General features: G+C 71.7%; 7 protein-coding genes and 1 pseudogene. 4 read left to right on the top strand and 4 right to left on the bottom strand.

Annotation, left to right across the window (positions count from 1 at the left end; all coding sequences use genetic code 11):
• Positions 1–62 precede the first annotated feature (62 nt).
• Positions 63–845 (bottom strand): hypothetical protein, encoded by a 783-nt coding sequence (locus tag N8I84_RS43200; RefSeq protein WP_390898968.1) that lies wholly within the window; start codon positions 843–845, stop codon positions 63–65.
• Between the two features lie 1,296 nt (positions 846–2,141).
• On the opposite strand from N8I84_RS43200, the gene N8I84_RS31990 reads away from it, so the two are divergent.
• The gene (locus tag N8I84_RS31990; protein ID WP_263232877.1) at positions 2,142–4,751 is read left to right on the top strand and encodes an ATP-dependent Clp protease ATP-binding subunit; all 2,610 of its coding nucleotides are present in this window, start codon (positions 2,142–2,144) and stop codon (positions 4,749–4,751) included.
• A 22-nt stretch (positions 4,752–4,773) separates the two neighbouring features.
• Here the strand turns inward: N8I84_RS31990 and ggt are convergent, their stop codons facing one another.
• Positions 4,774–6,585, bottom strand: coding sequence for a gamma-glutamyltransferase (gene ggt, locus N8I84_RS31985; protein WP_263232876.1), 1,812 nt, complete (start codon positions 6,583–6,585; stop codon positions 4,774–4,776).
• Between the two features lie 297 nt (positions 6,586–6,882).
• Between ggt and N8I84_RS31980 the strand changes: the two genes are divergently transcribed.
• From N8I84_RS31980 to N8I84_RS31970, 3 genes and pseudogenes are all read left to right on the top strand, one after another.
• Positions 6,883–7,632, top strand: coding sequence for a hypothetical protein (locus tag N8I84_RS31980; protein WP_263232875.1), 750 nt, complete (start codon positions 6,883–6,885; stop codon positions 7,630–7,632).
• Between the two features lie 108 nt (positions 7,633–7,740).
• Positions 7,741–9,302 (top strand): annotated as a pseudogene (locus tag N8I84_RS31975) (CocE/NonD family hydrolase).
• A 331-nt stretch (positions 9,303–9,633) separates the two neighbouring features.
• Complete coding sequence (locus tag N8I84_RS31970; protein ID WP_263232874.1) at positions 9,634–9,789, top strand: DUF6131 family protein; 156 nt, start codon at positions 9,634–9,636, stop codon at positions 9,787–9,789.
• Between the two features lie 82 nt (positions 9,790–9,871).
• On the opposite strand, the gene N8I84_RS31965 is transcribed toward N8I84_RS31970, so the two are convergent.
• Together N8I84_RS31965 and N8I84_RS31960 are read right to left on the bottom strand one after the other, a co-directional pair.
• Positions 9,872–10,648, bottom strand: coding sequence for an HAD family hydrolase (locus N8I84_RS31965; RefSeq protein ID WP_263232873.1), 777 nt, complete (start codon positions 10,646–10,648; stop codon positions 9,872–9,874).
• 278 nt (positions 10,649–10,926) lie between these two features.
• The gene (locus N8I84_RS31960; protein WP_263232872.1) at positions 10,927–11,796 is read right to left on the bottom strand and encodes a ScbA/BarX family gamma-butyrolactone biosynthesis protein; all 870 of its coding nucleotides are present in this window, start codon (positions 11,794–11,796) and stop codon (positions 10,927–10,929) included.
• Positions 11,797–11,896: the final 100 nt, after the last annotated feature.

Here is an 11,896-nt window from a genome sequence, read left to right as displayed (position 1 = left end):
CCCGCTGAGTCGATCACGTTTGGCACTCCTGCGGGTGAGTGGTCGCACGGAAGCCGGGCCGGTCAGGCGGTGAATCCGGCGACCCTCAGAGCATGGACGAGGTCCCAGTGACGCTCGGCGGAGACACCCCGGGCGGCCTCCAGGAGCAACGGTACGAGCAGCTGCGGGTCGGCGGCGACACTGCGGGCGGCCTCCTGAGGCGTACGCACGCGTACGTACGCGTCGAGGAGGGCGCCGACCTCGCGGTGCCGGCCGTCGGCGTGGAGCCCGAGGACGGCCTCGCCGATCTCCTTCGCGGGCCGTGCGACGCCCTGCCGCAGCATCTCCTCGCCGTCCGCGCCGCGGCCGGCCGCGGTGAGGGCGTCCGCGGCGGCGACGAGGCGGTCGGCGGGCAGCGAGGCGGCCTCCCACAGCAGGGTGGCCCAGTCGGCGCCGAGGCCGGCACGGTGCAGTTCGGCGGCCAGGAGGGGGTAGCGGTCGGCGGGCCAGTGGGCGGCCTCGACGAGCAGCGCGTGCGCCTCGCCGCTGCGGCCCTCGGCGCGCAGCCGGACGAGCGCGGCGACGGTGTCGGCGGTGAGCTGCCGATCGGCCTCGTCGAGGGGCTGGGTACGCGGCTGAGGGCCCGGTCCCTCGGGCGTCTCGGCACCGGCGGCCCCGGCGAACCGGGCGCCACGGGGGACCCGACGCCCCGGCGCGGGGGCCGCCACGGGCGCAACGGGACCTGTGGGCTGCTCCTGCACGTCCATCACTCCGGCGAAACGGGCGCTGCCGCGCGGGCGGCGTTTGGAGCGCTGTTCGGCGGGGGCGTCCACGGCGGCGGGAGCGGGGCCGGACTCGCGGCTCACGGGTTCCCGGGACGAACCGACCGGCCCCTCGGAACCGGGTTCGGGGGCGCCTTGGCCCCGGGCACGGTGCCAGACGGCAGCGTCGTCGGCCGGTCCCGTGTCCGGGGTCTGCGAGCCGCCGTACGGCCGTCCGGACGTCGTGTTCGGGCGACCGCCGCGAGGCCGTTCGGACGGCGCGTCCGGGGCCTGCGGCCACCCCTCGCGGCGCGCGCCGGGGCACCTCCGCCGGCCGGCTCTCCGCGTGGCCGCCCGGCAGGGCCGCTGTTCCCCCGCCGGCCGTCTCCCCGGGGGCGCGGGCCTCCGTGGCCGCTTCCCCCGGGCGGAACACGTCCCCCGCCCAGGCCGCCCCGGAGGACCGCGCGCCCTGTGCGGGCAGGGCGCGGTGATCGAGGGCCTCCATCCGGCGACGCAGTTCCGCACAGCGGGCCGTGGCGCGGTCGTGGTCGTCCCGCGCCCAGGCCAGGTCGATCCGGAGCGACGCGGCCTCCTCCCGGGTGGCGGCCGATCCCAGCCTGCGCGTGAGGTCCGCCCTGCGCTCCGCCGCGAAGCGCTTCTCCCGCAGCATCACGTCGAGCCGGTCGCCGAGCGCCTCCCGGGCGCCCGGCCGGGCGTCGTACGCGGCGAGTGAGGCTCCGTGCAGCGCCCGCGCCCGCTCGGCCTCCGGCGCGGCGACCGCGGGCCCGTATGCGGCGGCGAGGTCCTGCAGCAGCGCCTCCACCACGTCCCAGGGCGGCACCTCCCGGCCCTCCAGGCAGGCCCGCATGCCGTCGGGGTCGCGCTGCCAGAAGACTCCGCACCAGCCGCCGCCCTGGTCGAGCCGCGCCAGCAGCCCGTTCAGGTAGCTCGCGTACTCCCGCACGGCTCCCGGGAGTTGATCCACCGCCATTCTCAGCTCCCGCCCCGAGTGGAGTCCTCCGGTCCGGTAGAAAACACCAGTCGTGTTACGGAAGGGCTACAGGCGGTTTTCAGAGGGGACGCAGTGCGCTCCGCGGGGACATTGGCACCCTGTGCGCGCCCCGCCCCGCCCCGCCGCGCCGGCGCCGCCGCTCGAGGGTCGGCCACCCGCCCGCCCGAGGGCGTCCGTCTTGCTGAACATGCCCCTGAACAACGATCGTGCGATGGTGTTCTAAGCGTCAGGGCACGCACCGCACGTGCACGTACGCACCGCAGACGAGAGCGCACGCAGCGCAGGTGCGCGCACGCACCACAGGTGCAAACGCACGCACCGCAGGTGTAACTCGGACAACCCCGGGCACCCGCGACGGACCGGCATGTACATCAGCGGAACGGAAGGCCATGACCAGCGGATTCACGGGTCCGCAGGGCTACGGCTCGGACCCCTTCGCAGAGTTCTTCGCACGTATCTTCGGTGGGCAGCGTCCCGGTCCCCGGCAGATCGACCTGGGGCGGCTCCTGAGCGAGCCGGCCCGGCAACTGGTCGCCGGTGCCGCGCGCTACGCCGCCGAGCACGGCAGTCGCGACCTGGACACCCAGCATCTGCTGCGCGCCGCGCTCGCCACCGAACCGACCCGGAGTCTGCTCAGCCGCGCCGGAGCGGACCCCGACTCGCTGGCCTCGGAGATCGACGAACGCTCCGGCCCGGTCCAGCAGAGTTCGGGCGACGCGCCGCCGCCCACCTCGCTCTCCCTGACGCCCGCCGTCAAGCGCGCCCTGCTGGACGCGCACGAACTGGCCCGGGCCAGCGGCACCGGCTACATCGGCCCCGAGCACGTGCTCAGCGCGCTCGCCGCGAACCCCGACTCGGCCGCCGGGCACATCCTCCACTCCCACCGCTTCACCCCCTCTCCCCTGCCCCCGGAGGCAGGGGACCACGTGGCGCAGCGGCCCGAACGGCCGCGCCCCACGTCGACGCCGACCCTGGACAAGTACGGTCGCGATCTCACCGACCTGGCGCGGCAGGGCCGTATCGACCCGGTGATCGGGCGGGAGGAGGAGATCGAGCAGACCATCGAGGTGCTCTCCCGACGCGGCAAGAACAACCCGGTGCTCATCGGTGACGCGGGCGTCGGCAAGACCGCCATCGTCGAGGGGCTCGCGCAGCGCATCGCCGACGGCGACGTGCCCGACGTCCTGCTCAGCCGCCGGGTCATCTCCCTGGACCTGACCGGCGTGGTGGCCGGCACACGCTACCGGGGCGACTTCGAGGAGCGGCTGAACAACATCGTCGGCGAGATCCGCGCGCACTCGGAAGAGCTGATCGTCTTCATCGACGAGCTGCACACCGTGGTCGGCGCCGGTGGCGGTGGCGCGGAGGGCGGCTCCATGGACGCGGGCAACATCCTCAAGCCCGCCCTGGCCCGCGGTGAACTGCACGTGGTGGGCGCCACCACGCTGGAGGAGTACCGCCGGATCGAGAAGGACGCGGCGCTGGCGCGCCGGTTCCAGCCGATCCTGGTGCCCGAGCCGTCCGTGCAGGACGCCATCGAGATCCTGCGCGGGCTGCGCGACCGCTACGAGGCCCACCACCAGGTCCGCTACACCGACGAGGCGCTGGTGGCCGCAGTGGAGCTGTCCGACCGCTATCTCACCGACCGGCACCTGCCGGACAAGGCGATCGACCTGATCGACCAGGCGGGCGCCCGGGTGCGGCTGCGGGCCAAGACCAAGGGCACGGACGTACGGGCGCTGGAACGGGAGGTCGAGCGGCTGACCCGGGACAAGGACCAAGCGGTGGCCGACGAACAGTACGAGCAGGCCACGCGGCTGCGCGACCGCATCGTCGAGCTGAAGCAGCGGATCGAGGAGGCGAGCGGCGAGCCCGAGGCCGACGAGGGGCAGCACCTGGAGGTCACCACGGAGGCCATCGCCGAGGTGGTGTCCCGGCAGACCGGCATCCCGGTGAGCCGGCTCACCGAGGAGGAGAAGGAACGGCTGCTCGGCCTCGAGGAGCACCTGCACCAGCGGGTCGTCGGGCAGGACGAGGCTGTCGCCGTGGTCGCCGACGCGGTGCTGCGCTCGCGGGCCGGGCTGTCCAGTCCCGACCGGCCGATCGGCAGCTTCCTGTTCCTCGGCCCGACCGGTGTCGGCAAGACGGAGCTGGCGCGGGCGCTCGCGGAGGCGCTGTTCGGCAGCGAGGAGCGCATGGTCCGGCTCGACATGAGCGAGTACCAGGAGCGGCACACCGTCAGCCGGCTGGTGGGCGCCCCGCCCGGGTACGTGGGCCACGAGGAGGCCGGGCAGCTCACCGAGGTCGTACGGCGCCACCCGTACTCGCTGCTGCTGCTCGACGAGGTGGAGAAGGCTCACCCGGACGTCTTCAACATCCTGCTGCAGGTCCTCGACGACGGGCGGCTGACCGACTCCCAGGGCCGGACCGTGGACTTCACGAACACGGTCATCGTGATGACGAGCAACCTTGGCTCCGAGGCGATCACCCGGCGCGGCGCGGGCATCGGGTTCGGTGCGGGCGGTGCCGAGGCGGACGAGGACGCGCGGCGGGAGCGGATCCTGCGTCCGCTGCGCCAGCACTTCCGGCCGGAGTTCCTCAACCGCATCGACGAGATCGTCGTCTTCCGCCAGCTGACGCCCGAGCAACTGCGGCAGATCACCGACCTGCTGCTGGACAGGACGCGGCGCCAACTGCGCGCCCAGGACATCGACGTGGTGTTCAGCGAGCGGGCCGTCCAGTGGCTGGCGCAGCGCGGCTACCAGCCGGAGTACGGCGCCCGCCCGCTGCGCCGCACGATCCAGCGGGAGCTGGACAACCGGCTCTCCCGTCTGCTCCTGGACGGCCGGATCGAACGCGGCAGCCGGGTCGAGGTCGACGTGGAGGACGACCGACTCGCGTTCCACCCGCGGCCGCGGGCCTCGGCGCGGGCTACCGCCAACGGGGATCCGGGTGGCGGTGCGGCCCGCGCCCCGGAAGGCGGGACCGCACCCTGGTGAGGGGTGAGCCTCCTGGCGGCCGTCAGGGCGCCGGGGTCACCACCATCGCCGAGCCGCCGCCGCGTCGCACCTTCTCGGCGGCGGCCAGCCACTTGCCCCCTGGCAGGCGCTGCACGCCCGTCGCCGCACCGATCTCGGGGTTCAGCGTGAAGGAGTGCCCGATGGCCTCCAGTTGGGCGCGCAGAGAGCTGTTGTAGAGGGCGGGTTCGAGTTCCGTCTTCGCCGCGTTGCGCTGGCTGGCGCGCGGCGCGGCGATCGCGTCGACCAGCGGCAGGTGCCGGTCCAGGAACTCGGTGAGGGTCTGCAGCACGGTCGTGATGATGGTCGCGCCGCCGGGCGAACCGAGCGCGACGACCGGGCGGCCCTGCTTGTCGAGGACGATGGTCGGGGAGATCGAGGAGCGCGGACGCTTGCCCGGGCCCGGCAGGTTCGGGTCGTGCACGGCCGGGTTGGCGGGCGTGAAGGAGAAGTCCGTGAGTTCGTTGTTGAGCAGGAAGCCTCGGTGCGGGACGGTGATGCCGCTGCCGCCGGTCTGCTCGATGGTGAGGGTGTAGGAGACGACGTTGCCCCACTTGTCGGCGACCGTGAGGTGCGTGGTGTTCTCGCCCTCGTACGTCGTCGGGGCCGCCGTGCCGCCGGTCGTGCAGGGCGCCGGGTGGCGCGGGTCTCCCGGCGCGAGTGGGCTGGTGAGCACCGCGTCGTCCTTGATCAGGCACGCGCGTGAGTCGGCGTACTTCTGCGACAGCAGGTCCTTGGTCGGCACGTCCTCGAAGGCGGGGTCACCGACCCAGCGACCGCGGTCTGCGAACGCGATGCGGCCGGCCTCGATGAAGTGGTGCAGGTACTGCACCTCGCTCGCCTTCGAAAGGTCCGTCCTCTCCAGGATGTTGAGCGCCTCGCCGACGGTCGTGCCGCCGGAGGACGAGGGCGCGATGGAGTAGACGTCGAGGCCGCGGTAGGACGTCTTCGTGGGCGCCTGGAGCTTGGCGCCGTAGACCGCGAGGTCCTTCTCCGACAGCTTGCCCGGGCGGGCGTTCCAGCCCGAGGCCGGGTCCACCGGGGGCTTGTCGACCGTGGCGACGATGTCCTTGCCGAGGTCGCCGTGGTAGATCGCGCCTATGCCCTTGCGGCCCAGCTCCTCGTAGGTGCGGGCGAGGTCGGGGTTCTTGAAGGTGGAGCCCACGACGGGGAGTCGGCCGCCCGGCAGGAACAGCTCGGCGGTGTCCGGGAAGTACCGGAAGCGGGTCTCGTTGGACGCGGTCTGGGAGCGGAAGGTGTGGTCGACGGTGAAGCCGTCGCGGGCGATCCGCTCGGCCGGCTTCAGCACCGACCCCAGCCGCTTGGTGCCCCACTCGTCCAGCGCCTTCTGCCAAGTGGCGGGCGTGCCGGGGGTGCCTACGCTCAGGCCGCTGCTGACGGCGTCGGCGAAGGCGAGCGGCTTGCCGTTCTCCACGAACAGGTTCGAGTCGGCGGTCAGCGGTGCCGTCTCACGGCCGTCGATGGTGTGCACCGTACGGGACTTGGCGTCGTAGTAGACGAAGTAGCCGCCTCCGCCGACGCCCGCGGAGTACGGCTCGGTGACGCCGAGCGCGGCGGCGGTGGCGACGGCCGCGTCGACCGCGTTGCCGCCCTTCTTGAGGACCTCGATGCCGGCGGCGGACGCGTCGGCGTCGACACTGGCCACGGCCCCGCCGTAGCCCACGGCCACGGGCACTTTCGCCGGAGTCGACTTCTCCGGCGCCGAGGCGGCGTGCGGCGGCGCCGCCGCTCCCACCGACACCAGGGCGGCCGAGACCGCCGAAACCGCCAGTTTCCGCGCGACAGGGCGACGCATTCGTACCTCCAGTGACGTGCGTCCACGCAGGGTAACCACATTGCCATGGCCCCGTCAGTACCGCCTCGGCCAGTGGTCCGAATGGGGGACCAGTGCCCCGGCAGGCAACGTTTGCCCATCAAGGAGCGGCGTCCGGTGCGTTCTCCGGGGGTACCCCCTGCTCGAAGAGCTTGGGGGAGTGCCGGCCGGAAGCCCTCGTACTGGACGCACTTGGGCTTTCGGTCGGTGCGGCGAGAGGGCGTGCCCGGCGTCGCGACGGGGCCAACGTCGCCTGTCGGGGGACTAGCATGCGCGGCCATGAACGACGACGTGCGCAACATCGTCCTCGGGGTGATAGCCGCCGGTATCAGTGCCTCGCTGGGCTGGCTCGCCCGAACGTACCTGTGGAGGCGCAGGCTGCGGCGCAAGCAGGCGTTCTTCGGGCTGCCGGACCACTCCGAGTCGCTGCTGGTGGTCAACCGCGCGGCAGGTGGACCGGAGCTGTCGGTGAAGCGCTACGACGTGTTCGCCCTGCTCGAACTCTCCGCTCTGATCAAGGACTGCCACGCGCGCGCCCAGGTCTTGGCGCACGACGCCACTCAGCAGGGCTTCGGCGAGCGGACGGAGTTCTGCGTCGGCGGCCCGTACTCCAACCGCCGGATGGCGGCCCATCTTTCGTCGCTGCTACCGGGTGTGCGGATCGACACGGACCCCGAACCTGCGGCGGAACGGGGCACCTTCCGGATCGGCGGGGAGGACTACCGCATGGAGCGCGGCCGGAGCGAGTACGTCCTGCTCGCCCGGCTCACCGCGGACGGGCAGGAGGAGTCCCGCCCGGTGTTCCTCTTCTGCGGTCAGCGGGCCGTCGACAACCAGGCCGCCACCCGCTATCTCGCCCGTCACCACGAGCGGCTGCACCGCAAGTACGGCACCGGATCCTTCGTGTTGCTGCTGAAGGTGGTCAATTCGCAGGCGTACGGGCCGGATGTGGTCGAGCTGGTCGCGGACGTCACGCGGGCGGCGCGGACGCCGCTGCCCGAGCCGACCTCGGCCGACACGACCGCTTAGCGGTTCAACAAACGTTACTGGTACGTAACTTACCGACGGGTTACCACTGGTAAGGGCGCACGGTTACCGTCGGGTCACTTTGCACTGACACGAGTGAAGGAGTGACCCATGGGACACGGTCGCACCCCTCTGCGCACCGCCGCCGTAGGAGCCGTGTCGGCGGCGCTTGCTGCCGGTGCCGTCGTCGGCCTCGCGCCCGCCGCCCAGGCCGGCAGCGTCCGCTTCGTCGACATCTCCGGCGACGGCGGCACCGTGCTGAAGGCGAACGTCGTCACACCCGCCGGCGCCGACGGCTCGCGCCGCTACCCGCTCGTCGTGCTGCCCACGAGCTGGGGCCTGCCGCAGGTGGAGTACCTGACGCAGGCCCAGAAGCTCGCGGACACCGGCTATGTGGTGCTCACCTACAACGTGCGCGGCTTCTGGCAGTCCGGCGGACAGATAGAAGTGGCCGGTCCGCCGGACATAGCGGACGCCTCCAAGGTCATCGACTGGGCCCTCGCGCACACCCCGGCCGATCCGGCGCACGTCGGCATGGCCGGGGTGTCGTACGGCGCCGGGATCAGCCTGCTGGCCGCGGCGCACGACAAGCGCATCAAGGCGGTGGCCGCCCTCAGCGGCTGGGCCGATCTCATCGACTCGATCTACTCGGGCCGCACCCAGCATGTGCAGGCGGCGGCCGTCCTGGACGGCGCGGCCACCCTCACGGGCCGGGAGAGCCCCGAACTGCGCGAGATCTTCGACAACCTGTACTCCTCGAACCTGTCGAAGGAGCAGCAGATGATCGACTGGGGGCGGAAACGTTCCCCGCGACCTACGTCGACCAGCTGAACAAGAACGGCGCGGCCGTCATGCTCGCCAACGCCTGGGGCGACACGGTCTTCCCGGCCAACCAGTACGCCGACTTCTATCAGAAGCTGACCGTTCCCAAGCGGCTCGAACTGCGCCCCGGCGACCACGCGACCGCCGAACTGACCGGCCTGTTCGGGCTCCCCAACGACGTCTGGACGGATACCGAACGCTGGCTGGACCACTATCTCAAGGGCGTCGACAACGGCATCGACCGCGAGCAGCCGGTCCAGTTGGAGTCCCGTAGCGCGGGGGGATACGAGGGCTACCCGGACTGGAAGTCGATCGCGGCGACCCGCCGGAAGATCGCGCTCGCCGGCTCCACCACCATCCACGCCAACGTCGACTCCGGCGCCGACGGCGGGATCGTCTTCCTCTCCAGCATCCTCGACCAGGTGGGCCGGCTCCCGCCGATCGCGTCGATCCCGCTGCTTCCGCGTCGCTGGGCCGCCGTGTGGCAGTCGGAGAAGTACGGCAGCGTCCAGCACGTGCGCGGCACGGCGAAGCTGCACACCACGCTCACGCCCACCAAGGAGAGCGGAACCCTCGTCGCGTACCTGTACGACGTGGGCCCGCTCGGCCTCGGCAAGCTGGTCAGCAACGCGCCGTACACCTGGCACGGGCGAACGCCCGGCACGCCGTTCGGCGTCGACCTGGAGCTGTTCTCCACGGCCTACGACGTCCCGGCCGGGCACCGCCTCGCGCTGGTCGTCGACACGGTCGACCCGCTGTACATCGAGCACAACCCGTCCGGCGCACAGCTGACCTTCTCCTCGCCCGCGAACGACCCGTCCTACGTGTCGATTCCGCTGCGCGAGCAGTGATCTTCGGCTGCCGCCTTCCGGGCCCGGCCCTCTGAGCTGCTGCTCCCCTTCCCCTCGCGGTCGACGGACCGCGGGGGGATCCCCACGGCCGCCAACACCACGGGGATGAACGGCACATCGTAGTCGAGACCCGGGCCGGCGCATCCGGCAGGCATCAGAGTGGCACCCGGTGCCGGTCCCCTGCCGTCACCGGTGCCGAACAGTCGGTCACCACGACGAGGTGGCCCCCCGTCGTGTTTGGCGCCCAAGGGGCCGGGAACTCCGGAATTAGGATTTATCGGGCGTAACTCAATGGGTCACGTCCCGACGGCAGCCAGCGTCGGGAGGCGTCATGGTCATCCTGGGGATCATTCTCCTCATCATCGGGTTCGTCGCGAACATCGCCATCCTCTGGACGATCGGGATCATCCTCGTCGTCATCGGAGCCGTGCTGTGGCTGCTCGGCTCTCTCGGGCACGCGGTCTTCGGGCGACGGCACTATTGGTAGCGCCGGTGTGTTGTCGGGGCGCCGCCACTACCGGTGGCATGCGGCAGGCCCCGCCGTCCGCACGGACGGCGGGGCCGCGTCGTCAGGGAACGGCCCTGGTACCGGACTGGGTCGGGCCGCCCTGCCGGGGAATCCTCGGCCGGGGTGTGACGGTCCGCGTGGGGTCGGCCGTCTCCCGCGGGACCTCGGACCGACTGCGCGCCCAGGCCAGCAACCCCGGGTCCTCCAGCGTGTCCACCCACAGGTCGGCCAGGGCCACGGCCTCCCCACCGGGCCTCCGCCCCACTCCGACGGCCCGCAGGCCCGCCGCGCCGGCGGCCCTCAGCCCGTTGACCGAGTCCTCGACGGCCAGGACCCTGCCGCACTCCACGCCCAGGCGCCGCGCGGCCTCGGCGTAGGTGTCGGGGTGCGGTTTGGGACGCACCCCCTCGCCCGGCACGACGATGTGCCGGAAGTGGTGCCGCATTCCCACGGACTCCAGGGAGAACTCCACCACGTCTGCGGGGCAGTTGCTGGCCACGGCCAGCGGTAACGCCCGGCTCAGGGCCGTCACCAGGGCCCGCGCCCCGGGCATCGGCACGGGATCCCCGGCGACGAGAGCGCGGAACGCCGCCAGGAGTTGCCGGGTCATCTCCTCGGCTCTCTCGGGTCTGCCGGCGAGACGGGCCATGAGGGCGCCGCACTCGCTGTAGTGCAGGCCCTTGCTGCGGTGCGTGAACTCCGCGTCGGGTACGACGCCGTGGCCGCGCAGGACCGCGTCGCGCGCTTGCTGCCAGTGCCGTTCGGAGTCCACCAGTGTGCCGTCGCAATCGAAGACGACGGCCGCTGGAGTCCAGTCGAAAATACGATGGGTCGTCATGTGTGTGCCGTTCTTGGCGCAGGACGGAACGGCCGGAAGGCGGCACGATCCGCCGGTGGGAATGCCGGTGTGTGCCTGCTGCGCTTTCTTCGCTTCGGGAAAGCGTCGGGAAAGCGTGACATCACAGGCGGAGATGACTGGTTCACGCATGCATGGGTCACACATCGCGGTCTGCGGTGGTCCTGACCGCATCCGGAACCAGAAACATAATGAACGCTACGCTCTTTTGGAGCAGTCGTGAAGATTTGCCACCGCAATACCCACGTGTGGGTGACGCCTCATCGATAACGCAGCACACCCTCGGCCGTACGCTCGCCTCCCTGCCGAATGCAGAAGAAGCCGGTACGGCCGTACGGGAAGCAGTGAATGACCGCGGGCGGTGCGTGTTCGGTGAACTTCAGGGCCGTCATACGGCCGGAGACCGGGCGGAGCAGAAGTCCTCCGCTGCGCAGGGCGATGGCCTGTCTCGCCGACTCCAGCAGGGCCATCCCGGGCACATGGTCGGTGCCGTGGTCGAAATAGTAGGGGTGGCGTGGATCGGCCGGGTCCACCAGGATGTCGCCCTCCTGACGGGAGATGAGGACGTCGGCCCTCGACTCGAGCCCGAGGACGGCCGCTTGCGGCCGGGGGCGCCCGCTCGGCGCCGGGGCCGCCGTAGCGGACTCGGAGCGGATCTCCGCGTACCGCCGGGAGCCGAGAATCCGTGCCCCGCCCGCCGCGTGTGCGAACGTGCGGCCCCCGGCGAGGAATTCGGCCCGCATGCGCAGCGCGGTCACCCCATTCCCGCTGCGGCCGGTACGGAGGTCACCGACCGACACCCGGCAGATGATCTCACTGGCGCCGTGCGGTGCCGTGGGTTCCGCGGTCGCATCGAGCCGGAAGGAGACGTCGTCGATCAGGAAGCGCGCCGTGGCCGGCACGCCGAAGTGGCGCAGCGGAACGCAGATGCCGAGCTGGCGCAGGGTCTCGACGAGCATCCAGGGGCTGTGCCGGTCGTCACGACCGCGGGGGAACGTGGGGTGCGAGCGTGTCCACGCGGCGGCGGCGCAGAAGGTGAGCGGCCCGCACGAGCGGACGTCCGTCAGCAGCACCTCGGCCACCGAGATCCGGTGCACCGCCTCGCGTTCGACGGTCCTGGACCAGCTCAAGGACGAACAACAGAAGCGGGAATCCATGAAAAAAGCTAATAAGACTATTGCTGCTTTCGCATGCGCGACTCTCCTGACTTTCCGGCGGGACGGCTACATT

Source organism: Streptomyces cynarae, assembly GCF_025642135.1.
GTDB classification, from domain to species: domain Bacteria; phylum Actinomycetota; class Actinomycetes; order Streptomycetales; family Streptomycetaceae; genus Streptomyces; species Streptomyces cynarae.
Note: the sequence above shows the minus strand (reverse complement) of the source record. Positions and strands in the feature narration are given on the sequence as shown.

Coding starts and splice junctions, on each gene's coding strand:
- N8I84_RS31990 (WP_263232877.1), top strand. CDS start 2,142: ATGACCAGCGGATTCACGGGTCCGCAGGGCTACGGCTCGGACCCCTTC.
- ggt (WP_263232876.1), bottom strand. CDS start 6,585: ATGCGTCGCCCTGTCGCGCGGAAACTGGCGGTTTCGGCGGTCTCGGCC.
- N8I84_RS31980 (WP_263232875.1), top strand. CDS start 6,883: ATGAACGACGACGTGCGCAACATCGTCCTCGGGGTGATAGCCGCCGGT.
- N8I84_RS31970 (WP_263232874.1), top strand. CDS start 9,634: ATGGTCATCCTGGGGATCATTCTCCTCATCATCGGGTTCGTCGCGAAC.
- N8I84_RS31965 (WP_263232873.1), bottom strand. CDS start 10,648: ATGACGACCCATCGTATTTTCGACTGGACTCCAGCGGCCGTCGTCTTC.